This window comes from Enterobacter cloacae complex sp. 2022EL-00981, assembly GCF_028737495.1.
Lineage (GTDB): Bacteria > Pseudomonadota > Gammaproteobacteria > Enterobacterales > Enterobacteriaceae > Enterobacter > Enterobacter cloacae.
The window spans coordinates 39,244-64,679 of the sequence record NZ_JAQZRK010000025.1 but is presented as its reverse complement, the minus strand read 5'-3'; the positions used below and the strand labels follow the sequence as shown (position 1 = coordinate 64,679).

General features: G+C 54.2%; 20 protein-coding genes and 4 tRNA genes. 18 read left to right on the top strand and 6 right to left on the bottom strand.

The window, feature by feature from the left end; translation table 11 throughout:
- Positions 1-2: 2 nt before the first annotated feature.
- The gene (rhlB, locus tag PUZ33_RS18900; RefSeq protein WP_013099279.1) at positions 3-1,268 is read right to left on the bottom strand and encodes an ATP-dependent RNA helicase RhlB; all 1,266 of its coding nucleotides are present in this window, start codon (positions 1,266-1,268) and stop codon (positions 3-5) included.
- A 144-nt stretch (positions 1,269-1,412) separates the two neighbouring features.
- Here rhlB and trxA point away from each other — a divergent pair, with 144 nt between their 5' ends.
- From trxA to PUZ33_RS18815, 17 genes are all read left to right on the top strand, one after another.
- Positions 1,413-1,742, top strand: coding sequence for a thioredoxin TrxA (gene trxA / locus PUZ33_RS18895; protein WP_004386384.1), 330 nt, complete (start codon positions 1,413-1,415; stop codon positions 1,740-1,742).
- A gap of 340 nt (positions 1,743-2,082) precedes the next feature.
- On the top strand, positions 2,083-3,342 hold the full coding sequence (gene rho, locus PUZ33_RS18890; protein ID WP_001054528.1) for a transcription termination factor Rho: 1,260 nt from the start codon (positions 2,083-2,085) through the stop codon (positions 3,340-3,342).
- A gap of 242 nt (positions 3,343-3,584) precedes the next feature.
- Positions 3,585-4,688: a UDP-N-acetylglucosamine--undecaprenyl-phosphate N-acetylglucosaminephosphotransferase gene (gene wecA, locus PUZ33_RS18885; protein WP_014833726.1), complete on the top strand. Its 1,104-nt coding sequence runs from the start codon at positions 3,585-3,587 to the stop codon at positions 4,686-4,688.
- 13 nt (positions 4,689-4,701) lie between these two features.
- On the top strand, positions 4,702-5,748 hold the full coding sequence (gene wzzE / locus PUZ33_RS18880) for an ECA polysaccharide chain length modulation protein (RefSeq protein WP_028028025.1): 1,047 nt from the start codon (positions 4,702-4,704) through the stop codon (positions 5,746-5,748).
- A 56-nt stretch (positions 5,749-5,804) separates the two neighbouring features.
- Complete coding sequence (gene wecB / locus PUZ33_RS18875; protein ID WP_058680750.1) at positions 5,805-6,935, top strand: non-hydrolyzing UDP-N-acetylglucosamine 2-epimerase; 1,131 nt, start codon at positions 5,805-5,807, stop codon at positions 6,933-6,935.
- The gene (gene wecC / locus PUZ33_RS18870; RefSeq protein ID WP_058680749.1) at positions 6,932-8,194 is read left to right on the top strand and encodes a UDP-N-acetyl-D-mannosamine dehydrogenase; all 1,263 of its coding nucleotides are present in this window, start codon (positions 6,932-6,934) and stop codon (positions 8,192-8,194) included. Before wecB ends, wecC begins: the two co-directional genes overlap by 4 nt.
- On the top strand, positions 8,191-8,868 hold the full coding sequence (gene rffC / locus PUZ33_RS18865) for a dTDP-4-amino-4,6-dideoxy-D-galactose acyltransferase (protein ID WP_058680748.1): 678 nt from the start codon (positions 8,191-8,193) through the stop codon (positions 8,866-8,868). Before wecC ends, rffC begins: the two co-directional genes overlap by 4 nt.
- A gap of 4 nt (positions 8,869-8,872) precedes the next feature.
- Positions 8,873-10,003 (top strand): dTDP-4-amino-4,6-dideoxygalactose transaminase, encoded by a 1,131-nt coding sequence (gene rffA / locus PUZ33_RS18860; protein ID WP_040021377.1) that lies wholly within the window; start codon positions 8,873-8,875, stop codon positions 10,001-10,003.
- Between the two features lies 1 nt (position 10,004).
- Complete coding sequence (gene wzxE, locus PUZ33_RS18855) at positions 10,005-11,255, top strand: lipid III flippase WzxE (protein WP_058680747.1); 1,251 nt, start codon at positions 10,005-10,007, stop codon at positions 11,253-11,255.
- Positions 11,252-12,331: a TDP-N-acetylfucosamine:lipid II N-acetylfucosaminyltransferase gene (locus tag PUZ33_RS18850; protein WP_058680746.1), complete on the top strand. Its 1,080-nt coding sequence runs from the start codon at positions 11,252-11,254 to the stop codon at positions 12,329-12,331. Before wzxE ends, PUZ33_RS18850 begins: the two co-directional genes overlap by 4 nt.
- Positions 12,328-13,680, top strand: a complete 1,353-nt coding sequence (wzyE, locus tag PUZ33_RS18845) for an ECA oligosaccharide polymerase (RefSeq protein ID WP_058680745.1) — start codon at positions 12,328-12,330, stop codon at positions 13,678-13,680. The genes PUZ33_RS18850 and wzyE overlap by 4 nt, the downstream gene beginning before the upstream one ends.
- Positions 13,681-13,692: 12 nt before the next feature.
- Entirely contained in the window at positions 13,693-14,433 is a 741-nt protein-coding gene (gene wecG, locus PUZ33_RS18840; protein ID WP_023619874.1) for a lipopolysaccharide N-acetylmannosaminouronosyltransferase, read from the top strand.
- A 197-nt stretch (positions 14,434-14,630) separates the two neighbouring features.
- A complete protein-coding gene (thrP, locus tag PUZ33_RS18835; RefSeq protein WP_058682101.1) occupies positions 14,631-16,016 on the top strand; it encodes a bifunctional threonine/serine APC transporter ThrP in 1,386 nt (461 codons plus the stop codon).
- A 102-nt stretch (positions 16,017-16,118) separates the two neighbouring features.
- Positions 16,119-16,195, top strand: a tRNA-Arg gene (locus tag PUZ33_RS18830).
- 67 nt (positions 16,196-16,262) lie between these two features.
- Positions 16,263-16,338 (top strand) — tRNA-His (locus tag PUZ33_RS18825).
- 20 nt (positions 16,339-16,358) lie between these two features.
- Positions 16,359-16,445, top strand: a tRNA-Leu gene (locus PUZ33_RS18820).
- Between the two features lie 42 nt (positions 16,446-16,487).
- Positions 16,488-16,564: transfer RNA gene (locus PUZ33_RS18815), tRNA-Pro, on the top strand.
- A 506-nt stretch (positions 16,565-17,070) separates the two neighbouring features.
- On the opposite strand, the gene PUZ33_RS18810 is transcribed toward PUZ33_RS18815, so the two are convergent.
- The 5 genes from PUZ33_RS18810 to hemC all read right to left on the bottom strand — a co-directional run bounded on the left by PUZ33_RS18810 (position 17,071) and on the right by hemC (position 22,536).
- Entirely contained in the window at positions 17,071-18,282 is a 1,212-nt protein-coding gene (locus PUZ33_RS18810) for a hypothetical protein (RefSeq protein WP_058680743.1), read from the bottom strand.
- Between the two features lie 155 nt (positions 18,283-18,437).
- The gene (gene hemY / locus PUZ33_RS18805) at positions 18,438-19,637 is read right to left on the bottom strand and encodes a protoheme IX biogenesis protein HemY (RefSeq protein WP_014833715.1); all 1,200 of its coding nucleotides are present in this window, start codon (positions 19,635-19,637) and stop codon (positions 18,438-18,440) included.
- 2 nt (positions 19,638-19,639) lie between these two features.
- Positions 19,640-20,836: a uroporphyrinogen-III C-methyltransferase gene (gene hemX, locus PUZ33_RS18800; protein WP_029883126.1), complete on the bottom strand. Its 1,197-nt coding sequence runs from the start codon at positions 20,834-20,836 to the stop codon at positions 19,640-19,642.
- Positions 20,837-20,857: 21 nt separating this feature from the next.
- A complete protein-coding gene (hemD, locus tag PUZ33_RS18795) occupies positions 20,858-21,598 on the bottom strand; it encodes a uroporphyrinogen-III synthase (protein WP_048972357.1) in 741 nt (246 codons plus the stop codon).
- Complete coding sequence (gene hemC / locus PUZ33_RS18790; protein WP_032618596.1) at positions 21,595-22,536, bottom strand: hydroxymethylbilane synthase; 942 nt, start codon at positions 22,534-22,536, stop codon at positions 21,595-21,597. The genes hemD and hemC overlap by 4 nt, the downstream gene beginning before the upstream one ends.
- A 350-nt stretch (positions 22,537-22,886) precedes the next feature.
- On the opposite strand from hemC, the gene cyaA reads away from it, so the two are divergent.
- Complete coding sequence (cyaA, locus tag PUZ33_RS18785; RefSeq protein WP_013099262.1) at positions 22,887-25,430, top strand: class I adenylate cyclase; 2,544 nt, start codon at positions 22,887-22,889, stop codon at positions 25,428-25,430.
- The last annotated feature ends 6 nt before the right edge of the window (positions 25,431-25,436 follow it).

Below are 25,436 nucleotides of genomic sequence, written 5' to 3'. Positions count from 1 at the left end.
TCTTAACCTGAACGACGACGATTACGCGGTGCGCCAGAACGACGCGGGCCATTGCCGGAGCGGGCGCGGGTAAGGCGCTTAGGCGGCGGCAGTTCGCTTAACAGCGCATCCGGATTGTATTTACTCTGTGGAATAGAGTGACCAATGTAGGCCTCAATCGCCGGAAGATTCAGCGCATATTCTTCACACGCAAGGCTAATGGAGTGACCGCTTGCGCCTGCACGACCGGTACGACCAATGCGGTGTACGTAGTCTTCGCAGTCATCCGGCAGGTCATAGTTGAAGACGTGCGTGACGGCGGGAATGTGCAGACCACGCGCGGCCACGTCGGTTGCGACCAGGATATCGAGATCGCCACGGGTAAATTCGTCGAGAATACGCAGGCGTTTTTTCTGTGCCACATCGCCGGTCAGCAGACCCACACGGTGACCATCTGCAGCCAGATGGCCCCAGATATCTTCACAGCGGTGTTTGGTGTTCGCGAAGATAATGGCGCGATCTGGCCACTCTTCTTCGATCAGCGTTTGCAGCAGACGCATTTTCTCTTCATTGGAAGGATAGAAGAGCTCTTCTTTAATGCGGTGACCTGTTTTCTGCTCCGGCTCCACTTCCACATATTCGGCGTTGTTCATCTGCTCGAACGCCAGCTCGCGTACGCGATAAGAAAGGGTAGCGGAGAACAGCATGTTCAGACGCTGGTTCGCCGGAGGCATGCGACGGAACAGCCAGCGGATGTCTTTGATAAAGCCCAGATCGTACATGCGGTCGGCTTCATCCAGCACCACAACCTGGATTGCGCCGAGGTTAATGTGATTCTGTTTTGCATAATCGATAAGACGGCCAGTGGTACCGATCAGGATATCCACGCCGCTTTCCAGCACTTTCAGCTGCTTATCGTAGCCATCGCCGCCGTAAGCCAGGCCAATCTTCAGGCCGGTCGCCTGCGTCAGAGGTTCAGCGTCTGCGTGGATCTGTACCGCCAGTTCTCGCGTCGGAGCCATGATAAGCGCGCGCGGCTGGTTAACTTTGCGGTCTGCAATCGCTGGATGAGAAAGTAAATAATGAAACGTTGACGTTAAAAACGCCATCGTTTTGCCAGTACCGGTTTGCGCCTGCCCTGCTACGTCACGACCGGCCAGCGTCAGCGGCAGGGCGAGAGCCTGAATGGGCGTGCAGTTATGAAACCCTTTATTTTCAAGGGCTTCAATCACTTTTGGGTGCAGGGCGAAGTCGGAAAACTTCTGTTCTGTTAAATGTGTTTTGCTCATAGTGTGGTAGAATATCAGCTTACTATTGCTTTACGAAAGCGTATCCGGTGAAATAAAGTCAACCTTTAGTTGGTTAATGCGACATCAACACGTCGTTGATGAAGGCGAAACCAACGCACCAGGCTTATTCCTGTGGAGTTATATATGAGCGATAAAATTATTCACCTGACTGACGACAGTTTTGACACGGACGTACTTAAGGCTGACGGGCTGACCCTCGTCGATTTCTGGGCTGAATGGTGTGGTCCTTGCAAAATGATCGCCCCGATTCTGGATGAGATCGCTGACGAATATCAGGGCAAACTGACCGTTGCCAAGCTGAACATCGACCAGAACCCGGGTACCGCGCCAAAATACGGCATCCGTGGCATCCCGACCCTGCTGCTGTTTAAAAACGGCGAAGTGGCGGCGACCAAAGTGGGCGCACTGTCCAAAGGTCAACTGAAAGAGTTCCTCGACGCTAACCTGGCGTAAGGTTTCTCCGCTGCGCGTCCAGAGGCCAAAATGATGTGCAACTCTGGACGCCCGGCTTAAGTCGTGCTAAGTTAGCTATGACTTCGTTTTAAACATATCTTGTTGTTTGAATCTTGTTTTACCCGAAACTTCCCGTTGTTAACTTAAACAGTGCGTGAAGTGGCTAAATTCCGGGCTTGTCACTCAATCCGTCTTGTCGTTTCAGATCTGCGTTCTTTCCCTGTGACCAGACAGCGAACAGACATGAGTTGATGGCCGCTAAACAGGCATGGATGACCCTGCCATACCATTCACAACATTAAGTTCGAGAATCACCCCGAGTTTAAGAACCCACACCATTATGAATCTTACCGAATTAAAGAATACGCCGGTTTCTGAGCTGATCACTCTCGGCGAAAATATGGGACTGGAAAACCAGGCTCGTATGCGCAAGCAGGACATCATTTTCGCCATCCTGAAGCAGCACGCTAAGAGTGGCGAAGATATCTTTGGCGACGGTGTGCTGGAGATATTGCAAGACGGATTTGGTTTCCTCCGCTCTGCAGACAGCTCCTACCTCGCCGGCCCTGACGACATCTACGTATCCCCCAGCCAAATCCGCCGTTTCAACCTCCGCACTGGTGACACCATTTCAGGTAAGATTCGTCCTCCAAAAGAGGGTGAACGCTACTTTGCGCTGTTGAAAGTTAACGAAGTTAACTACGACAAACCGGAAAACTCGCGTAATAAGATCCTCTTCGAGAACTTAACGCCGCTGCATGCGAACTCTCGTCTGCGTATGGAGCGTGGTAACGGTTCTACCGAAGACTTAACCGCGCGCGTGCTGGATCTGGCTTCGCCAATTGGTCGTGGTCAACGTGGTCTGATTGTGGCACCGCCAAAAGCGGGTAAAACCATGCTGCTGCAGAACATCGCGCAGAGCATTGCCTACAACCACCCTGACTGTGTGCTGATGGTACTGCTGATTGATGAACGTCCGGAAGAAGTGACCGAGATGCAGCGTCTGGTGAAAGGTGAAGTTGTGGCGTCGACCTTTGACGAACCGGCATCCCGTCACGTTCAGGTTGCGGAAATGGTTATTGAGAAGGCGAAACGCCTGGTTGAGCACAAGAAAGACGTTATCATTCTGCTCGACTCCATCACCCGTCTGGCGCGTGCCTACAACACCGTGGTTCCGGCTTCCGGTAAAGTACTGACCGGTGGTGTGGATGCCAACGCCCTGCATCGTCCGAAGCGCTTCTTCGGTGCTGCACGTAATGTGGAAGAGGGCGGTAGCCTGACCATCATCGCGACGGCTCTTATCGATACCGGCTCTAAAATGGACGAAGTGATCTACGAAGAGTTTAAAGGGACAGGTAACATGGAACTGCACCTCTCTCGTAAGATTGCAGAAAAACGTGTCTTCCCGGCTATCGACTACAACCGTTCCGGTACCCGTAAGGAAGAGCTGCTCACCACTCAGGAAGAGCTGCAGAAAATGTGGATCCTGCGCAAAATTATCCACCCAATGGGTGAAATCGACGCAATGGAATTCCTCATTAACAAACTGGCGATGACCAAAACCAACGACGATTTCTTCGACATGATGAAGCGCTCGTAACGCAAATAAAGCCAGTGAACGCCACGTTTTTACGTGGCGTTTTTCTTTTATGGACTATACGCTATTACCACACACTCCCAATTTTGACCGGTCGGTGCGACAATAGGACCGTTTGTACAGTCAAAGAAATAATTGATTGAAAAATATACAGAGGGAGTTGTAAGAAGCCACCTTTAATACTTCTGAGGCGGAGGCTTCATGGTTATACTTCCGGGACTAACATTTGTTGAGAGCAATCCATTGTGAATCTACTCACCGCCGTTACTGAGCTGATCAGTATTTTTTTATTCACAACCTGTTTTTTGTTCATCGCGCGTAAGGTGGCAAAAAGAATAGGGTTGGTGGATAAGCCCAATTTCCGTAAACGTCATCAGGGACTTATTCCTCTGGTTGGAGGGATTTCTGTTTACGCTGGCATTTGTTTCACATTTGGCATTGCGGATTATTATATTCCACACGCAGCACTCTATCTTGCCTGTGCGGGTGTCCTGGTCCTTGTCGGGGCACTGGATGACCGATTCGATATCGCGGTGAAAATCCGCGCCACCGTTCAGGCGGCGATTGGCGTGATAATGATGGTCGTCGGCGGACTTTACCTGAGAAGCCTCGGCTATGTCTTTGGCCCATGGGAATTAGTCCTGGGTCCATTTGGCTTCTTCCTGACGCTTTTTGCTGTCTGGGCGGCGATTAACGCTTTCAACATGGTGGATGGTATTGACGGTCTGCTTGGCGGATTGTCATCGGTTTCGTTTGCCGCAATCGGCATCATTCTCTGGTTTGATGGTCAGTACAGCCTGTCAATGTGGTGTTTTGCCATGATTGCCGCCATCCTGCCTTATATTCTCCTTAATCTCGGTGCGCTGGGGCGTCGCTATAAAGTCTTTATGGGTGACGCCGGCAGTACGCTAATCGGTTTTACCGTTATCTGGATTTTGCTCGAAACTACGCAGGGTAAAACTCACCCGATTAGCCCGGTAACCGCGCTGTGGATTATCGCCATTCCGTTAATGGATATGGTGGCGATTATGTATCGCCGTCTGCGTAAAGGGATGAGTCCTTTCTCTCCCGATCGCCAGCATATTCATCATCTCATCATGCGTGCGGGCTTTACTTCCCGTCAGGCGTTTGTCCTGATTACCCTTGCCGCCGCTATTCTGGCCGCGATTGGCGTTGCCGCAGAATATGCTCATTTCATTCCTGAATGGGTAATGTTGGTATTATTCTTGCTAGCATTTTTCCTGTACGGCTACTGCATTAAGCGCGCATGGAAAGTGGCGCGATTCATTAAACGTCTGAAACGCAGGATGCGTCGTAACAATGACAAAAACACAACATTAACTAAGTAAAACCGGGACTATGATGACTCAACCGTTGGCGGGAGCGAAATCAGTGGTAACTGAGAATGAACTGGATATTCGGGGTTTGTTTCGCGTGTTATGGGCAGGCAAACTTTGGATTGCGGGGATCGCGCTGGGGTTCGCACTGTTAGCGCTGGCCTACACTTTCTTTGCAAAGCAGGAGTGGAGCGCCACGGCAATTACAGACAGACCAACGGTTAACATGCTCGGCGGGTTTTATTCCCAGCAGCAGTTCCTGCGCAACCTGGATATCAAGGCGAATCTGGCGACGCCCGATCAGGCTTCCGTTATGGATGAGGCGTATAAAGAGTTTGTCATGCAACTGGCCTCCTGGGACACGCGTCGTGATTTCTGGAGCCAGACGGATTATTACAAGCAACGCATGGTGGGCAACAGCAAAGCCGATGCCGCGCTACTGGATGACCTGATTAACAACATTCAGTTTATGCCGGGCGATGCGCTGCGTAATGTTAATGACAGCGTCAAACTGATTGCAGAGACGGCGCCGGATGCCAATAACCTGTTGCGCCAGTATGTCGCTTTTGCCAGCCAGCGCGCCGCAAGTCATCTTAATGAAGAACTCAAAGGCGCCTGGGCGGCCCGTACCATCCAGATGAAAGCGCAGGTAAAACGTCAGGAAGAGGTGGCTAAAGCCATATTCTCCCGCCGTGTTCATAACATTGAACAGGCACTCAAAATTGCGGAACAGCACAATATTTCTCGCAGCGAAACGGACGTTCCGGCGGATGAACTGCCTGATTCTGAAATGTTCCTGCTTGGTCGTCCAATGCTGCAGGCTCGTCTGGAAAACCTGCAGGCCGTTGGCCCTGATTTTGACCTCGACTACGATCAAAACCGCGCCATGCTCACCACCCTGAATGTTGGTCCAACGCTGGACCCGCGTTTTCAGACCTATCGTTATTTGCGAACGCCTGAAGAACCTGTAAAACGCGATAGTCCGCGTCGTGCATTCCTGATGATCATGTGGGGGATTGTAGGCGCACTGACGGGCGCTGGCGTGGCGTTAATACGTCGTCGCACAAATTAAGAACGCCGTCTACGATGAAGGCTACGGCCTTCATCGCCTAATCGAAGAGAATCGATGTGAAAGTACTTACCGTATTTGGCACCAGGCCGGAGGCCATCAAGATGGCGCCTCTGGTGCATGCGCTGGCCAGCGATCCTGATATTGAAGCGAAAGTGTGCGTCACGGCGCAACACCGGGAGATGCTCGATCAGGTTTTAACGCTCTTTTCCATCGTCCCGGACTACGACCTCAATATAATGAAGCCGGGGCAGGGATTAACGGAGATTACCTGCCGTATCTTGCAAGAGTTAAAGCCCATTCTGGAATCCTTTAAGCCTGATGTCGTGCTGGTGCATGGCGACACCACCACTACTGTGGCAACCAGTCTGGCAGCGTTTTACCAACGTATTCCTGTCGGCCACGTTGAAGCGGGCCTGCGCACCGGCAATCTTTACTCGCCGTGGCCGGAAGAAGCCAACCGCACGCTTACCGGGCACCTGGCGATGTACCACTTTGCACCCACCGAAAATTCGCGCCAGAACCTGCTGCGTGAAAATATTGCCGACAAAAAAATCTTTGTGACCGGCAATACGGTTATTGATGCCCTGATTTGGGTGCGTGACCGTGTGCTGGCTAACAACGAACTTCAGGCAGAACTCGCTGCGCGCTACCCGTTCCTGAACAACGGCAAAAAAACCATTCTTGTCACCGGCCACCGTCGTGAAAGCTTTGGCCGGGGTTTCGAGCAAATCTGTCATGCGCTGGCTGAAATCGCCGCGCAAAACGAAGATGTGCAGATTGTCTATCCGGTGCATCTCAACCCTAACGTCAGCGAGCCGGTCAACCGCATTCTGGGACATATTGAAAATGTCCTTTTAATTGAGCCGCAGGACTACATGCCGTTTGTCTGGCTTATGAATCATGCCTGGCTGATCCTCACCGATTCAGGCGGTATTCAGGAAGAAGCACCTTCACTCGGCAAGCCGGTGCTGGTAATGCGTGAAACCACCGAGCGCCCGGAGGCGGTAAAAGCGGGCACGGTGCGTCTGGTCGGCACGGATAAGCAGCGTATCGTCGATGAAGTGACACACCTGCTGCACGACGAAGAAGCGTATCAGGCGATGAGCCGGGCCCATAACCCGTACGGTGATGGGCTGGCTTGTGGCCGTATTTTGCATGCACTTAAACACAATCGGGTATCGCTATGAGTTTTACTACCATCTCTGTCATTGGTCTTGGCTATATTGGCTTGCCTACTGCGGCAGCATTTGCCTCTCGTCAAAAACAGGTTGTAGGCGTGGACATCAATGCGCGCGCGGTGGAAACCATTAACCGTGGCGAAATCCATATTGTGGAGCCCGATCTCGACCGCGTGGTCAAAGAGGCCGTTGATGGGGGATACCTGCGCGCCAGTACCACGCCGGTTGAAGCCGATGCTTATCTCATTGCTGTGCCGACGCCATTCAAAGGCGACCATGAACCCGACATGGTCTACGTCGAGGCCGCTGCGAAATCTATTGCACCTGTGCTCAAGAAAGGGGCGCTGGTGATCCTGGAGTCCACTTCTCCGGTTGGCGCAACCGAGCAGATGGCACAGTGGCTGGCAGAAGCCCGGCCGGATTTAAGCTTCCCGCAGCAGGCGGGAGAGCAGGCCGATATCAATATCGCCTACTGTCCGGAGCGCGTGCTGCCGGGGCAGGTGATGGTCGAACTGATTAAAAACGACCGCGTGATTGGCGGGATGACGCCTGTTTGTTCCGCTCGTGCCAGCGCGCTGTACAAGATTTTCCTCGAAGGCGAATGCGTGGTGACGAACTCCCGTACCGCAGAAATGTGCAAACTGACGGAAAACAGCTTCCGCGATGTGAACATTGCTTTTGCCAACGAACTGTCGCTAATTTGTGCCGATCAGGGGATTAACGTCTGGGAATTAATCAGCCTGGCGAATCGCCATCCGCGCGTTAACATTCTGCAGCCAGGCCCGGGCGTGGGCGGTCACTGTATCGCCGTCGATCCATGGTTTATCGTGGCGCAAAACCCCGATCAGGCACGCCTGATCCGCACCGCGCGTGAAGTTAACGACAGCAAGCCACACTGGGTTCTCAACCAGGTTAAAACCACGGTGGCAGATTGTCTGGCTGAGAGTGGCAAACGGGCCAGTGAACTGAAAATTGCCTGCTTTGGCCTGGCATTCAAACCTAACATCGACGATCTGCGCGAAAGCCCGGCGATGGAAATTGCTGAGATGATTGCCCAATGGCACACGGGCGAAACGCTGGTGGTCGAGCCGAATATTCATGAACTGCCGGCAAAACTGGTGGGGCACTGCACGCTTACCGCGCTGGATGACGCGCTGGCCACGGCGGACGTACTGGTGCTGCTGGTGGATCATAAAGAGTTTAAAGCGACCCCCGCTGATGCCGTACAGCAGCGTTACATTATTGATACCAAAGGTGTCTGGCGTTGAGCAACCTGAACGGGACGCTTGAGTCCCTTGAGTGGGAGAGCCATTTTTTTGGCCTGCCTTCCGCCATTCTGCGTCTGCGCGAAACTGCACCGGCACTGACTGACGCCGACTTTCGCGTCTGGCAGCGGGTACAGGCGAAGATCCCGGCGGACCGCGCCGACCTGCTGGATGCGCTTCAGCAACACGGTTTTCAGCTGGTGGAAGGCGAAGTCGATCTTGCCATTACGCTAACCCGGCATGAGGCGCCAGGTGCGGAGGTTGCCGCTAAGAAGGATATCCCGGTGCTGCGCGAAATGGCGGCGCAGGCGTTTGCCCGCAGCCGCTTTCGTGCCCCCTGGTATGCACCTGAGGACAGCGGACGTTTCTATGCCCAGTGGATTGAGAATGCGGTAAAAGGGACGTTCGATCATGTTTGTCTGGTATTCCGCGCGGCGGACGGCCAGATCCAGGGTTTTGTTTCGCTTCGCAAGCTCAACGAGCGCGAGGCGCGTATCGGCTTATTAGCCGGCCGGGGTATGGGCGAGAAACTCATGCAGGCGGCGCTACACTGGGCGCAGCAGCAACAGGTCTCGACGCTGCGGGTGGCAACCCAGATGGGCAACACCGCTGCGCTTAAACGTTATATTGCGAGTGGTGCCAACATCGACGCCACCGCCTACTGGTTATACAGGTGACAAGATGATTCCATTTAACGCACCACCCGTCGTGGGAACCGAACTCGACTATATGCAGTCTGCTATGGGCAGCGGCAAACTCTGCGGTGATGGTGGGTTTACCCGTCGCTGCCAGCAGTGGATGGAACAGCGTTTTCACAGCGCTAAAGTGCTGCTGACCCCTTCCTGTACGGCGTCGCTGGAAATGGCTGCGCTGCTGCTGGATATTCAGCCCGGTGATGAAGTGATTATGCCGAGCTACACCTTTGTCTCCACGGCGAACGCGTTTGTGTTACGCGGGGCGAAAATCGTCTTTGTGGATATTCGTCCGGACACCATGAATATCGATGAAACGCTGATTGAAGCGGCGATCACTGATAAAACGCGGGCGATTGTTCCGGTGCATTACGCGGGCGTGGCCTGTGAAATGGACACCATTATGACGATCGCGAAAAAGCATAACCTGTTTGTGGTGGAAGATGCCGCTCAGGGCGTGATGTCCACCTACAAAGGACGCGCGCTCGGCACCATCGGCCATATCGGCTGCTTTAGCTTCCACGAAACCAAAAACTATACCGCAGGTGGTGAAGGCGGCGCGACGCTGATTAACGACCGCGCGTTGGTTGAGCGTGCGGAAGTGATCCGCGAAAAAGGCACCAACCGCAGCCAGTTCTTCCGTGGCCAGGTTGATAAGTATACCTGGCGCGATATTGGCTCAAGCTATCTGATGGCGGATCTGCAGGCGGCGTATCTGTGGGCACAGCTGGAGGCGGCAGAGCGCATTAACCTGCAGCGTTTGTCCCTGTGGCAGACCTATTACGACGCGCTGGCACCGCTGGCAAAAGCCGGGCGTATTGCGCTGCCGACCATTCCAGCAGACTGCGTCCACAATGCCCATATGTTCTATATCAAACTGCGCGATAACGACGATCGCAGCAAGCTGATTGCCTGGCTGAAAGAGGCTGAGATTATGGCGGTGTTCCACTACATTCCGCTGCACTCCAGCCCGGCCGGTGAAGCGTTCGGGACATTCGCGGGTGAAGACCGCTATACCACGAAAGAAAGTGAGCGTTTGCTTCGCTTGCCACTGTTCTACAACCTCGCGCCGGTTAACCAGCGTACGGTGATTAATACCCTTCTGAGCTATTTCGGCTGATATGTCTCTGGCAAAAGCATCGGTGTGGACCGCCGCGTCCACGCTTGTCAAAATTGGCGCCGGGCTGCTGGTCGTCAAGCTGTTGGCCGTCTCATTCGGCCCTTCTGGGGTGGGTCTGGCGGGCAATTTCCGCCAGCTTGTCACCGTCCTTGGGGTATTGGCCGGCGCCGGGATCTTCAACGGCGTTACGAAATACGTTGCACAGCATCAGGATGACGTAGCGCAGCTGCGCAAAGTCGTCGGCACATCGTCGGCGATGGTGTTAGGTTTCTCTACTCTGCTGGCCGCGGTGTTTCTGCTGGCGGCGGCCCCCCTTAGCCAGGGGCTGTTTGGACACACGCATTATGAAGGGCTGGTGCGTCTGGTCGCTCTGGTTCAGATGGGGATCGCGTGGGCTAACCTGCTACTGGCGCTGATGAAAGGGTTTCGTGATGCTGCCGGGAACGCGCTTGCGCTGATCCTGGGCAGCGTTATAGGTGTTATCGCCTATTACTTCTGCTACCGCCTGGGCGGGTATGAAGGCGCGCTGCTGGGTCTGGCGCTGGTACCTGCGTTAGTGGTCGTTCCGGCGGCATTTATGCTGATGCGTCGTGGCGTTATCCCCTTAAGCTACCTGAAACCGCAGTGGGACAAGGTGCTTGCGGGTCAACTGGGTAAATTTACCCTGATGGCGCTCATTACCTCTGTTACGCTGCCAGTGGCTTACGTGATGATGCGAAACCTGCTGGCGGCGCATTACAGCTGGGATGAGGTGGGAATTTGGCAGGGCGTAAGCAGCATTTCTGACGCCTACCTCCAATTTATAACGGCTTCCTTTAGCGTCTGGTTGCTGCCAACCTTATCGCGTCTGAGCTCCCGACAGGATATTACCCGCGAGATTACCCGCTCGCTGCGTTTTGTACTTCCCGCCGTGGCGGCGGCCAGTTTTACCGTGTGGTTATTGCGCGATGTCGCCATCTGGCTGCTCTTTTCGGCGAAATTCATCGCCATGCGCGATCTGTTTGCCTGGCAGCTGGTGGGGGATGTACTGAAAGTAGGCGCTTACGTATTCGGGTATCTGGTGATTGCGAAAGCCTCGCTGCGTTTGTATATCCTGGCAGAGATAAGCCAGTTTACGCTCCTGACGGCGTTCTCACACTGGCTGATCCCGGCACACGGTGCACTGGGGGCGGCTCAGGCCTATATGGCAACCTATATCGTTTATTTCGCTGCCTGTTGCGGCGTATTTTTACTTTGGCGTAAACGCGCATGACTGCACTGATTCACATACTGGGATCGGATATCCCACACCATAACCAGACCGTTTTGCGGTTCTTCAACGATGAGCTGGCCCCGGACAATCCCGATGCACGCGAGTTTATGGTTGCAGGCCAGGACAGGGGCCTGAGCGAGATGTGTCCGGCGCTGACGCTTACCTTCTGGCCGGATAAAGCCGCCCTGGCGAAGGCAGTTGTCGCGAAAGCGAAAGCGGATCGTGAGCAGCGCTTCTTCTTCCATGGACAATTTAATACCGGTCTGTGGCTGGCTCTCCTGAGCGGCGGGATTAAACCTTCCCAGTGCAGCTGGCATATCTGGGGAGCCGATCTCTATGAAGTCTCCCGCGGCTGGAAGTTCCGACTCTTCTACCCGCTACGGCGTATGGCGCAGGGGCGGGTTGGCTGTGTTTTCGCCACCCGTGGCGATCTCAATTACTTCGCGAAACAGCACCCCAACGTTCGCGGTGAGCTGCTCTATTTCCCGACACGCATGAACCCGGCGCTGAATAACATGGCAAACGATACGCCGCGTGAGGGTAAGCTGACGATCCTGGTGGGTAACTCTGGCGATCGCAGCAATGAGCATATTGCTGCGCTGAAGGCGGTACATCAGCAGTTTGGCGACACGGTAAATGTCGTTGTGCCGATGGGCTATCCGGCCAATAATGATGCTTACATCAATGACGTTCGCCAGCAGGCTCTGGGATTGTTTAGCCCGGAGAATATGAACATCCTGCGCGATAAGCTGGAATTTGATGAATATCTGGCGTTGCTTCGCCAGTGCGATCTCGGCTATTTCATCTTTGCCCGCCAGCAGGGAATTGGCACGCTGTGCCTGCTGATTCAGGCAGGCGTTCCCTGTGTGCTTAATCGCGATAATCCGTTCTGGCAGGATATGGCTGAACAACACATTCCGGTACTGTTCACCACGGATACCCTGAACGTGGAGGTGGTACGTGAAGCTCAGCGTCAACTGGCGCTGGTGGATAAAAGTACCATCGATTTCTTTAGTCCGAACTACCTTACGCCGTGGCACCGTGCGCTGCGTATCGCTTCAGGAGACAACGCATGAGCCAGTTGCAATTCAGCGGCTTGTTAGTGGTATGGCTTCTGAGCACGCTATTTATCGCCACTCTGACCTGGTTTGAGTTCCGCCGCGTGCGTTTTAACTTTAACGTCTTCTTCTCGTTACTGTTTCTTCTGACCTTCTTCTTCGGTTTTCCGCTGACCAGTATTCTGGTTTTCCGTTTTGACGTGAGCGTCGCGCCGCCGGAAATCCTGCTCCAGGCACTCTTGTCGGCGACCTGCTTCTATGCGGTGTACTACGTCACCTATAAAACGCGTCTGCGTTCGGTGAAAGCGAGTGCGCCGCGTCGTCCGCTGTTCACCATGAACCGGGTAGAGACCCATCTGACGTGGGTGATGCTGATGACCATCGCGCTGGTCAGCGTGGGGATCTTCTTCATGCATAACGGCTTTTTGCTGTTTAAGCTGCACTCCTACAGTCAGATTTTTTCTGCCGAAGTTTCGGGCGTGGCGCTTAAGCGCTTCTTCTATTTCTTCATCCCGGCAATGCTGGTGATCTTTTTCCTGCGCCAGGACAGTAAGGCCTGGCTCTTCTTCCTGGTGAGCACGGTCGCCTTTGGTTTCCTGACCTACATGATTGTGGGTGGGACGCGCGCCAACATTATTATCGCCTTTGCGATTTTCCTGTTTATCGGCATCATTCGCGGGTGGATCTCCCTGTGGATGCTGGCGGCAGCGGGCGTGTTTGGCATTGTGGGGATGTTCTGGCTGGCCCTTAAGCGCTATGGACTGAACGTGGCCGGTGACGAAGCGTTTTACACCTTCCTGTATCTCACGCGCGATACCTTCTCGCCGTGGGAAAACCTCGCTTTACTGCTGCAAAACTACGACAAAATCGATTTCCAGGGGCTGGCGCCCATTGTGCGTGACTTCTATGTGTTTATCCCGTCGTGGTTGTGGCCTGACCGCCCGGGTGCCGTGCTCAATACGGCGAACTACTTCACCTGGGAAGTGCTGAACAACCATTCAGGTCTGGCCATTTCCCCTACGCTGATTGGTTCGCTGGTGGTGATGGGCGGAAGCTGGTTTATTCTGCCGGGCGCGGTTGTGGTAGGGCTGATTATCAAATGGTTTGACTGGCTCTATGTGCTCGGCAACGAAGAGACTAACCGCTACAAGGCCGCCATTTTGCACAGTTTCTGCTTTGGTGCCATTTTCAATATGATCGTTCTGGCGCGCGAGGGGCTGGATTCATTCGTCTCGCGCGTGGTTTTCTTCATGGTCGTTTTCGGCGTCTGCCTGCTGCTGGCCAAACTGCTGTACTGGCTGTTTGACAGTGCAGGGCTTGTGCATAAGCGCGAGCCACAGGGCAGCAGAACGCTGTCGCAAGTCTGAGTAAGGATAGTCATGACCGACACAACCTCTGCACCGCGCTACGCGCTGCGTGGCCTGCAGCTTATTGGCTGGCGCGATATGCAACACGCGCTGGATTTTCTCTTTGCGGGTGGCCAGATGAAATCCGGTACGCTGGTCGCCATCAATGCGGAGAAGATGCTGGCGGTAGAAGATAACGCTGAAGTCAGAAGTCTGATAGACGCCGCCGAGTTTAAATACGCGGACGGTATCAGCGTGGTGCGCTCGATCCGTAAAAAGTTTCCTGGTGCTAATGTTTCACGCGTCGCGGGGGCCGATCTCTGGGAACAGTTGATGGCACGTGCAGGGGCAGAAGGCACGCCCGTATTTCTTATTGGCGGTAAGCCTGAGGTCCTGGCGCAGACCGAGCAGAAACTGCGGCGTCAGTGGAATGTTAATATTGTGGGTAGTCAGGACGGCTATTTTAAACCTGAGGATCGGCAGGCGCTGTTTGACCGCGTGCGCGACAGCGGGGCGAAAATTGTCACCGTGGCGATGGGCTCACCGCGCCAGGAAATCCTGATGCGTGATTGCCGTCTGGTTTGCCCGGATGCCCTCTATATGGGCGTCGGCGGGACGTATGACGTCTTCACTGGCCATGTAAAACGTGCGCCGAAGGTATGGCAAAACCTGGGACTGGAGTGGCTGTACCGACTGCTGTCGCAACCAACACGTATTAAACGCCAGCTCCGTCTGCTGCGTTATCTCGCCTGGCACTACACCGGGAAAATGTAATCAAAATGTAGCGCGATATGCTGTTCGCGCTGCAACTCCCCTGCAAAACTGCTGCGAAACTGTGCAATGCATTTATTTTTTTAATGCATTGTTTGCCATTTTGCAGAATTTAAGAAACCATTCGCTCCGTATTTTAGTACCCCTAAAAAACAATACCTGGTATTAAGCCGGGAAACAGCAAACACAACCGAGGATCTATGGCAGAGAAAAAACCGGAGCTACAGCGTGGGCTGGAAGCTCGTCATATTGAACTGATAGCGCTGGGCGGCACTATTGGTGTGGGCCTGTTTATGGGCTCTGCAAGCACGCTCAAATGGGCCGGGCCATCCGTTCTGCTGGCATATATTATTGCTGGCCTGTTCGTTTTCTTCATCATGCGTTCGATGGGCGAAATGCTCTTCCTGGAGCCAGTGACCGGCTCTTTCGCCGTCTATGCGCACCGCTACATGAGCCCGTTCTTCGGCTACCTGACGGCCTGGTCATACTGGTTTATGTGGATGGCGGTGGGTATCTCGGAGATTACCGCAATCGGGGTGTATGTGCAGTTCTGGTTCCCGGATATGGTCCAGTGGATACCGGCGCTGATTGCTGTGGGGCTGGTGGCAATGGCAAACCTGGCAGCCGTTCGCCTTTATGGTGAAATCGAGTTCTGGTTTGCGATGATTAAAGTCACCACCATCATCGTGATGATTGTGGTTGGACTCGGCGTCATCTTCTTCGGCTTTGGCAACGGTGGTAACGCGATTGGCTTCGGTAACCTGACCGGGCACGGCGGCTTCTTCGCTGGTGGCTGGAAAGGCTTCCTGACGGCGCTGTGTATCGTTGTCGCGTCCTATCAGGGCGTTGAGCTTATTGGTATTACGGCCGGTGAAGCGAAGAACCCGCAGGTCACGCTGCGTAGTGCGGTGGGTAAGGTGCTGTGGCGTATCCTGATTTTCTATGTGGGGGCGATCTTCGTTATCGTGACCATCTTCCCGTGGAATGAGATCGGCACGACAGGCAGCCCGTTTGTCTTAACATTCGCGAAGATAGGTATTACGGCGGCAGCAGGTATCATCAACTTTGTCGTCCTGACGGCGGCGTTGTCTGGCTGTAACAGCGGAATGTACAGCTGTGGTCGTATGCTCTATGCGCTTTCGAAGAACAATCAATTGCCTGCGGCAATGAGTAAAGTGTCCCGCGCGGGTGTGCCTGTTGCGGGTGTGGCGGTGTCGATTGCCATCCTGCTGATTGGCTCATGCCTGAACTACATTATTCCAAATCCGCAGCGCGTATTTGTTTATGTCTACAGCGCCAGCGTGCTGCCGGGGATGGTGCCGTGGTTCGTTATTCTGATCAGCCAGCTGCGTTTCCGCCATGCGCATAAACAGGCGATTGCCAGCCATCCGTTCCGCTCGATTCTGTTCCCGTATGCGAACTATTTGACGATGGCGTTCCTGATTTGCGTATTAATCGGGATGTACTTTAATGATGATACCCGCATGTCGCTGTTTGTCGGGATGATCTTCCTGGCGGCAGTCACTGCAGCCTATAAGCTATTTGGGCTGGGGCGCCGCGCCACCACGCAGAAAGTGGAGGAATAAGCGGCAAAATGTGCAAACCATAACCAAACGCGCATTTTTTTCAAAAAAGCACTAGACAGCGGGGTCGGAGGTACGTAATATCCAGCCCCGCAACGGCGCTAAGCGCCCGTAGCTCAGCTGGATAGAGCGCTGCCCTCCGGAGGCAGAGGTCTCAGGTTCGAATCCTGTCGGGCGCGCCATTTTAGTCCCGGCGCTAGAGCTGCGGTGGTCTGAGAAGTAGTCAGTACCGCGTGAAAGAATACAGTGGTGGCTATAGCTCAGTTGGTAGAGCCCTGGATTGTGATTCCAGTTGTCGTGGGTTCGAATCCCATTAGCCACCCCATTATTGAAGAGTTGTGAATTGCGAAGGTGGCGGAATTGGTAGACGCGCTAGCTTCAGGTGTTAGTGTTCTTACGGACGTGGGGGTTCAAGTCCCCCCCCTCGCACCACGACTTTAATGAATTGAACTAAAAATTCAAAAAGCAGTACATCGGCGAGTAGCGCAGCTTGGTAGCGCAACTGGTTTGGGACCAGTGGGTCGGAGGTTCGAATCCTCTCTCGCCGACCAATTTTGAACCCCGCTTCGGCGGGGTTTTTTGTTTTCTGCGGCTTTTCACCTCTGTATCCAATCCCCGACATACGCGTTTCCTGTTGTCGCGAACCAGCGACACTTAATTAATTGAAAACTAAAACAATATTGCATCATCGTCTTAACCGTCTCTTTCTGACGACACTTCAGCGCTTTTACCGATATCTTATGGTGCGTCAGACGAGTCTTAGCAGCAGAAATTCCTTTTATCTTAAAATGTTGCGCGATGTAAAATTTCTTCGTGTAACGTTGGCATGTAACGTGCAATAATATACGTGTAGATGCTCATTCCATCTCTTATGTTCGCCTTCGTGCCTCATAAACTCAGGAATGATGCAGAGCCATTTACGGTGCTTATCGTCCACTGACAGATGTCGCTTCGGCCTCATCAGACACCATGGGCATAACGTTGAGTGAAGCACCAAATATGTTGTCTTACAGACCTGTTTTAACGCCTGCTCTTATAGCAGGCGTTTTTTTATGCCTTATTCACGGTAACGAAACATGACCAGGGCTGCCAGAAGCAGCGCACCCGCAGAGACAATATACATTGCCTGTAGTGCCTCTAACGCGGCGGTTAATGCCGCTGCAATACCGGTGAACAAAGAGGCACTGAGCGTTTGCCAGCGCCAGACTTTTCCACTCGCTGAAGCAGTCTGCGTAGAGTGAAAGTTGCTGAGCACACCATATGTTCCCACCGCGAAAACAACGTTTGATGCCAGATGTGCAATAAAAATCATCCCCAGTGCACACACCATCCAACCAGATAAAAACGGGATCACACCGTAAGCCGCTAAAAAGAGGCTAAGGCAGAGCATTAACAATGGTGTGTGCGCAGTGAGCCGCGGCAGGCTGTCTCTCTTCAGGAGTATAGGGCCGCAAAGCTGCCCCATACTCCTGGCAAAGAGAAGCGGTAAGGCGAGAGCCGCAGCATCCTCCGGTTGGATCTGCTGCGCTAGCGCCGGTAAAAGCGCCATGGCGGGTGAACCGACGGCTGCCAGAACGGGCAAAATGAGTAAACTGCGTTTTTGCCGGAGGGTCAGCGCATGCCACCGCAGCATAACCGGGGAGCCTTCGTCTGGGGATAAAGAGCGTGCTTGCGCAGTAAATGTCCTTCCAGCCAGCCACAGCATAAACATTGACCCCAGAAAGCTGGCAGCATCGATTGCCAGCAATGTCATCACCGATATTCGCTGGAAAAGTACTACGCCCAGTCCGGTACCGAGCAGTACCTGAGCCGCAAAAATCACGTTTTCAAGACAGGTTGCTGCAGGAAGCTCTGCTTTACTGAGTCCGCGTTTAAAGAGCAACGTTAGGGCCGGCCAGCTCATCCCATTCAACAGGGCTTCGGTGGATTGCACAGCAAGCAGCGCTGAAATACTGTGATAATGAATACCCAGCAGTGGGAATAACAGGGCGAGTAAGCCCAACCCCTCTGACAGGATCAACAAAGAGACGGGAGAATAGTGTGCGCACAGTTTTTCGCTGATGATGCTGCCGATAAAACCAGGCACCGTTGCAAAAAGAAAGGCGAGCGTAAGCAGAGTGGCTGGTGCCGACCAGTCTAAAAGTAAACCGAAGACAACAACCTGAGTTAACCCATTTCCCAGCGACGTAAAAATAAAGGCGCAGGCCAGCAAACGCAGCCAGCGATGACAGCGCAGCGCTTCAACAAGCGCATACAAAAGCGAGTTCATGACGATTTCCTTTCAAAAACGATTTAGTCCACGCGGCTGATGCGCGTGTGTGTAAAAAGGTTAATGAAAAGAGATCGTTACATTGGCCGGAACGTTTCCTGATGGATATGCAAAAAGGGTGCGTAAAAAAGGAGGCCGTCCGGCCTCCTTAACGATTATTGCTGATTTCCGTTATTCTGCAATGTCAAAAGCAGACCGTCGCGCCGCATGGCGGCAGCTTCTTCCGGTTTATGCTGTTTGTCGAGCGTATCGGCAAGCCACGCGTAGTCAAACGCATCCGGGCGCTGTTTTAACGCCGCACGGAAGGCGAGGCTCGCCTCCTGCCATTCACCGTGTTTCATCAGCGACTGACCCAGCGTGCTCCAGAGCAGCGGACGATCGCCAACGGTTTTGATCTGTTGGCGCAGCACTTTTTCGATTTGCTCAGGGTTGTTGGTTTTCAGACGCGGGATCACCATGACCAGACGATCGTCGTACTGGCGCTTCAGACCGTCGAGGAGGATCTCCTGAGCCGTGTCATGATCGTCACATTCAATCAGGTGTTCCGCCATTGCCACCTGCAGAGGAACCTGCTGACGTGTTTTGCGGCTCTGATTCTTCCACCAGGTTTTCAGACCATCGCTGCCCAGATCGGCACGCGCCTGATCCATCAAACCAATCCACGCCATGCGCTGGAGTTCGTCACGATGTTCATCATCACCCACGTCGGCTTTCGCCATCGAAGGAATAATGTCCAGCAGTGAACCCCATGCACCGGTACGGATATAGGCCTGCTCGGCAAGGCGCAGCACTTCAGGGTGGCGAGGAGTGATTTCCAGCAGACGGTCAACGCCGTGGCGCGCCGCATGGTTTTCATTACGTGCCAGCTGCAGGCGAACGCGAGTGATCTCAACCGGGATCTGGTTGTCGGACGCCATCTCCGACGCGCGCTCCAGATGCTGATTGGCACGGGCCTCGTCACCACGTTGTTGAGCTGCTTCAGCAGCCAACAGATAGTTCACGACGGGTTGTTCGGCGTGATCGGCGTTTTTCGACATCAGCTTTTCCACCTGCTGATAGTCGCCCTCGGCGAGCTTAATCAGCGCCTGCTCGGTCTGCTTACGGGCGCGACGGCGCTTGCGGCCAACGAACCAGCCACGGGTATGGGCACCGGTGCGGAAAATACGGCGCAGGATCCACTCCAGCGCCAGCAGCACCACAACGCCCAGGATCAGAATGATCACCAGACCCGTTACGCTGGTTTCGATGTTGTAATTGTCGGTCTGGATCAACACGTATCCCTGGTGACCGGCAAGCATCGGCCCAAGGACGATCCCGGCGATCAGCAGGATAAAGAGTAAGAGTACTTTAAGCATCGTTACTCTCCTTGTGGGGCGCTTTCAGGCGCGGGCGCGGCGGCTGGTGCTGGTTCACCCGTCTGCGCAGCCGGAACGCCCGGCTGTGCCAGCAGGTTACGTACGCGCGTTTGCATCAGCTTTTCCAGAATCGGCTGGCTGGCCAGTTTATCCGGCACGTTCATGGTGATGTTCTGCTGACTCAGTTTGTCGATGTCATCGAGGAAAGCCGTGGTGGTGGCATCATCGGTATCGTAGTAAGCACGTACCCATGTGGAGACGTTATCCAGCGCCTGTTTGTAGGTCTCTTCCTGATGACGTGGCACGGCCTGGGCCGCGACTAGCAGACGGGAACGAATGTTCTCACGCAGGTAGATATCCTGGTTCGGCGCTAACAGCGGCACGGCGGTTTCATCACGGCGACGAATGGTGATGAAGCTGTCCATAAAGTTCTGCCAGCTTTTTTGCAGGTTTACACGCCACTCGCTCAGGGAGCTGGACAGTTCGGTGCCGTCGGAATCCATGGGAGAATCGTCGTCGTTGTTATCTGCCAGCTGCAGGTTATCAATCTGGTTCGAGAGCTGATTTACCTTGAGGATGATGCCGTCATAATCCACCTGAGAAACGGCGGAGAGGCTGGCGATGTCTTCGGTAATGGCGCGACGTGCGGTGATGAGGCTTGGATCGTTCATGTCCGCCAGGCTCGCATCTGCGCTTTTCAGCAGAGCGGCGGCGGTGGTGACATCCTGATCGCTCCAGAGCTTACGCCCGGCCAGTTTCACCAGAAAATCGGCCTGAGAAAGCAGCCATGTTTTGGCATCGGTACCGGAAATGGAGGCCACTTTTTGCTGCACTTCGTCCAGCTGTTTGGTTAGCTCTTCCTGTTTGCTGTTCGCATCGGCAAGCGCGGCGGCCTGCTGTTTGATGACGCCTTCCAGCTCGGTTTTTTGTGTCTCCTGCGCTTTTTGCAGCGCGGCGAGCTGATTAACCAGCGCGTCGCTGGTTGCCGTCTGATTGGTGCTTTGCTGTTTCACCAGGCCGTAGAGGCTGACGCCTGCTGCCAGCGCAATGGCGATGGCAATCGCGCTCAGCGCGAGGCTGGTCTTGTTGCTGCCGTTTTTCTTCTCAACGGTTTTCTCAGTCGTTTCTGACTGTGGCGTCATGTCCACAGTCTCCCTGGTCTCTTCAACCACGGCGGAGGATTTGTCGTGTTCCGTCATTATGGCATCCCATTATGAGAGTTATTGTAATGCGCGCAGCAGCGCATCGTTGTCGGCGTTATCAGCGATCCGAATATCTTGCCAGCCCAGTTCCCGGGCGAGGTTCGCCAGACGCTCACTGACGACCAAAAGCCGACAGTGGAGTAACCAGTTTTCACGATACCAAAGCGGCACCAGCGACCAGAGTTGCTGCAGCATTTCGCCGCTGGTCACCACCAACGTTGTAATGCCGCGCGTATGCCAGCGCATCGCCTCTTGTGCACCATCGTAATGTTTTGCACAGCGTTGATAACATTCGCAAAACGTGATGTCAGCTCCGCGTTCACGCAGCGTTTCGCCTAACAGTTCGCGTCCGCCGTTACCGCGTAAAATCAGCGCACGTTTTCCGATTAGGGTTTGTAATTCAGGTAATTGTAGCAAGACTTCGCTGGTTTCCCGATCTAACGGGTAACGCACGTCTGCTCCACTTACGGTATGCAGCGCCAGGGCGGTGGAACGGCCAATCGCGAAATAGCGTGGCGCGGTAGGCCAGTTCAGTCCCTGCTGTTGTAGCTGCGCATGGGCAAATTCCACAGCATGTTGCGACAAGGCAAACAGCAGGTCGCCTTCCTGAAGGGTATTCATATGGTCGGCGAGCGCGGACAACTCCCGACCCGGGGAGAATTCAATAAGCGGAAAACTCCAGGCCACCTGCCCCAGTGCGCGCAGACGGCTCACTAACTGCTCTCCTGCGGGAGAAGGGCGGGTGACGAGAATACTCATGCAGGGGGCTCTCCATCGTAAACGTCAGCCAGAATCTCGCGGGCACCGTTATCCAGTAACTCTTCCGCCAGCGAAACGCCAAGCTGCTCAGCATCTTGCGGTTTACCGCGGCGCTCACCGCGTACCATCTGCGAACCATCCGGCGCGCCAACCAGCGCACGCAGCCACAGTTCACCGTTAATTAATTCAGCATAGCTGCCAATCGGCACCTGGCACCCCCCTTCAAGGCGGGTATTCATCGCACGCTCGGCTTTGACGCGAATGGCCGTCTCGTCATGATTCAGCGGTGCAAGCAGTTCACGGGTACGCCTGTCATCCAGACGGCACTCAATACCTACAGCGCCCTGTCCCACGGCCGGCAAAGAGAGCTCCGGTGGCAACGCGACGCGAATGCGTGACTCCAGCCCCAGACGCTTAAGTCCTGCTACCGCGAGGATAATGGCATCGTAATCGCCGTTATCCAGCTTGCCCAGACGCGTGCCAACGTTACCGCGCAGCGAGCGTATGATCAGATCCGGACGGCGTTCAGCCAACTGACACTGGCGGCGTAAACTGGACGTGCCAACCACGCTGCCTTTGGGCAACGCATCAAGCGAGTCAAACTGGTTAGAGACAAACGCATCGCGCGGATCCTCGCGCTCGCAAATGGTCACCAGTCCCAGCCCTTCCGGGAACTCGACGGGCACGTCTTTCATCGAATGCACGGCGATATCGGCGCGGTTCTCAAGCAATGCCAGTTCCAGTTCTTTGACAAACAAGCCTTTGCCGCCCACTTTCGCCAGCGGCGTATCAAGGATCACATCGCCGCGCGTGACCATGGGCACCAGCTCGACGCGCAAGCCGCTGTGGCAGGCTTCCAGGCGCTGCTTAACATAATGTGCCTGCCAGAGCGCAAGAGGGCTTTGGCGTGTGGCAATTCTCAAAACATTGTCTAACATGCTTGTTACCGTCATTATCAATCGCTAACCATCCTAACATTGTTGACTCTGGGATGGCAGTTTTACGGTGATGAAGAAGAGAGGGACAGGGCGGGAGTTCTCGTCAGCCACAGCCGTATTAAGGAATTTACACGTACAGAACGGTGCTACACTTTGTATGTAGCGCAACTTTCTTTACGGTCAATCGGCAAGGTGTTAAATTGATCACGTTTTAGACCATTTTTTCGTCGGTACCAGCATAATGATAAGGGCGAAAAAGGGTAACGGTTATCTTTTTGAAATACTGCGGGCTCGCTGTTATTTTGGTTTTTGAATAGCTTGCGACACCCGGAAACATCAGGCGATACGTCTTGTACCTCTATATTGAGACTCTGAAACAGAGACTGGATGCCATCAATCAACTGCGTGTGGATCGCGCGCTTGCTGCCATGGGCCCTGCTTTCCAGCAGGTATACAGTCTGCTGCCGACATTATTGCACTATCACCATCCGCTGATGCCGGGTTACCTTGACGGTAACGTTCCCAAGGGCATTTGCCTTTTCACGCCTGATGAAACCCAACAGCATTATCTCAACGAACTTGAACTCTACCGTGGCATGCCGCCGCAGGAATCCCCGAAAGGTGAACTGCCTATCACCGGCGTTTACTCCATGGGGAGCACCTCTTCGGTAGGGCAAAGCTGTTCGTCTGACCTGGACATCTGGGTCTGTCATCAATCCTGGCTCGATAACGAAGAGCGTCAGTTGCTGCAGCGTAAATGTAGCCTGCTGGAAAGCTGGGCGGCATCGCTTGGCGTGGAAGTGAGCTTCTTCCTGATTGATGAAAACCGTTTCCGCCATAACGAAAGCGGCAGTCTGGGTGGTGAGGACTGCGGCTCCACGCAGCACATTTTATTGCTGGACGAATTTTACCGTACGGCAGTGCGTCTGGCCGGGAAGCGTATTCTGTGGAATATGGTCCCGTGCGAAGAAGAAGAGCATTACGATGATTACGTGATGTCGCTTTACGCGCAGGGCGTACTGACGCCAAACGAATGGCTGGATTTGGGCGGCCTGAGTTCCCTGTCGGCCGAAGAGTACTTTGGCGCGAGCCTCTGGCAGCTTTATAAGAGCATCGACTCACCGTACAAAGCGGTGCTGAAAACGTTGTTGCTCGAAGCCTATTCCTGGGAATACCCAACCCCACGCCTGCTGGCGAAAGATATCAAGCAGCGTCTGCACGACGGGGAGATTGTCTCCTTTGGGCTTGACGCCTACTGCATGATGCTGGAACGCGTTACCGAATACCTGAAAGCCATTGATGACACCACGCGTCTCGACCTGGTGCGTCGATGTTTCTATCTCAAAGTTTGTGAGAAATTGAGCCGTGAACGCGCCTGCGTGGGCTGGCGTCGTGAAGTGGTTTCTCAGCTCGTCAAAGAGTGGGGATGGGGCGAAGAGCGTCTCTCCATGCTCGACAATCGCGCCAACTGGAAAATCGATCAGGTGCGTGAAGCGCACAACGAACTGCTTGATGCGATGATGCAAAGCTACCGTAACCTGATCCGCTTTGCGCGCCGTAACAATCTCAGCGTGTCCGCCAGCCCGCAGGACATCGGGGTATTGACCCGCAAACTGTATGCCGCGTTTGAAGCGCTGCCGGGCAAAGTCACCCTGGTTAACCCGCAAATTTCGCCCGATCTGTCAGAGCCAAACCTGACCTTTATCTATGTGCCGCCGGGCCGCGCGAACCGCACCGGGTGGTATCTGTATAACCGTGCCCCAAGCATGGATTCGATCATTAGCCATCAGCCGCTGGAGTATAACCGCTACCTGAACAAGCTGGTGGCCTGGGCCTGGTTTAACGGCCTGCTGACCTCGCGCACCCGCCTGTTTATCAAAGGCAACGAGGTGGTCGATTTAGCCAAACTGCAGGAGATGGTGGCGGATGTCTCCCATCACTTCCCGCTGCGTCTGCCGGCACCCACGCCAAAAGCGCTCTACAGCCCGTGTGAAATTCGTCATCTGGCGATTATCGTCAACCTGGAATATGACCCGACGGCGGCCTTCCGCAATCAGGTCGTGCATTTTGACTTCCGCAAGCTGGACGTCTTCAGCTTTGGCGAGCAGCAAAACTGCCTGGTCGGCAGCGTGGATCTGCTGTACCGCAACTCGTGGAACGAAGTGCGTACGCTGCACTTCAACGGCGAGCAGGCGATGATCGAAGCGTTGAAAACCATTCTCGGTAAGATGCACCAGGATGCCGCGCCGCCGGACAGCGTGGAAGTGTTCTGCTACAGCCAGCACCTGCGTGGTTTGATTCGTACCCGCGTGCAGCAGTTAGTTTCAGAGTGTATTGAGCTGCGTCTTTCCAGTACCCGTCAGGAAACCGGTCGCTTTAAAGCGCTGCGTGTTTCAGGGCAAACCTGGGGTCTGTTCTTCGAACGCCTGAACGTGTCGGTGCAGAAGCTGGAGAACGCCATTGAGTTTTACGGCGCGATTTCGCACAACAAACTGCATGGCCTGTCGGTTCAGGTGGAGACCAACCACGTCAAGTTGCCGCAGGTGGTGGATGGCTTTGCCAGCGAAGGGATTATCCAGTTCTTCTTTGAAGAGTCGGGAGACGATGCCGGTTTCAACATCTATATTCTTGATGAGACCAACCGCGCAGAGGTGTATCACCACTGCGAAGGCAGTAAAGAGGAACTGGTGCGTGACGTTAGCCGCTTCTACTCCTCATCACACGACCGCTTCACCTACGGCTCCAGCTTCATCAACTTCAACCTGCCGCAGTTCTACCAGATTGTGAATGTCGATGGCCGTGCGCAGGTGATTCCGTTCCGTACTCAGGCCGTCACGCCTGCCGTGCCTGCGAATCAGGATACCGCACCGCTGTTGCAGCAGTATTTCTCGTGATGCTTT

Bases quoted from the DNA above. Each gene is read 5' to 3' on its own strand.
- hemY (WP_014833715.1), bottom strand. From the start codon at position 19,637: ATGCTTAAAGTACTCTTACTCTTTATCCTGCTGATCGCCGGGATCGTC.
- wecC (WP_058680749.1), top strand. From the start codon at position 6,932: ATGAGTTTTACTACCATCTCTGTCATTGGTCTTGGCTATATTGGCTTG.
- hemD (WP_048972357.1), bottom strand. From the start codon at position 21,598: ATGAGTATTCTCGTCACCCGCCCTTCTCCCGCAGGAGAGCAGTTAGTG.
- wzxE (WP_058680747.1), top strand. From the start codon at position 10,005: ATGTCTCTGGCAAAAGCATCGGTGTGGACCGCCGCGTCCACGCTTGTC.
- PUZ33_RS18850 (WP_058680746.1), top strand. From the start codon at position 11,252: ATGACTGCACTGATTCACATACTGGGATCGGATATCCCACACCATAAC.
- rho (WP_001054528.1), top strand. From the start codon at position 2,083: ATGAATCTTACCGAATTAAAGAATACGCCGGTTTCTGAGCTGATCACT.
- PUZ33_RS18810 (WP_058680743.1), bottom strand. From the start codon at position 18,282: ATGAACTCGCTTTTGTATGCGCTTGTTGAAGCGCTGCGCTGTCATCGC.
- rffA (WP_040021377.1), top strand. From the start codon at position 8,873: ATGATTCCATTTAACGCACCACCCGTCGTGGGAACCGAACTCGACTAT.
- hemX (WP_029883126.1), bottom strand. From the start codon at position 20,836: ATGACGGAACACGACAAATCCTCCGCCGTGGTTGAAGAGACCAGGGAG.
- wzyE (WP_058680745.1), top strand. From the start codon at position 12,328: ATGAGCCAGTTGCAATTCAGCGGCTTGTTAGTGGTATGGCTTCTGAGC.
- thrP (WP_058682101.1), top strand. From the start codon at position 14,631: ATGGCAGAGAAAAAACCGGAGCTACAGCGTGGGCTGGAAGCTCGTCAT.
- wecG (WP_023619874.1), top strand. From the start codon at position 13,693: ATGACCGACACAACCTCTGCACCGCGCTACGCGCTGCGTGGCCTGCAG.
- wzzE (WP_028028025.1), top strand. From the start codon at position 4,702: ATGACTCAACCGTTGGCGGGAGCGAAATCAGTGGTAACTGAGAATGAA.
- rhlB (WP_013099279.1), bottom strand. From the start codon at position 1,268: ATGAGCAAAACACATTTAACAGAACAGAAGTTTTCCGACTTCGCCCTG.
- hemC (WP_032618596.1), bottom strand. From the start codon at position 22,536: ATGTTAGACAATGTTTTGAGAATTGCCACACGCCAAAGCCCTCTTGCG.
- trxA (WP_004386384.1), top strand. From the start codon at position 1,413: ATGAGCGATAAAATTATTCACCTGACTGACGACAGTTTTGACACGGAC.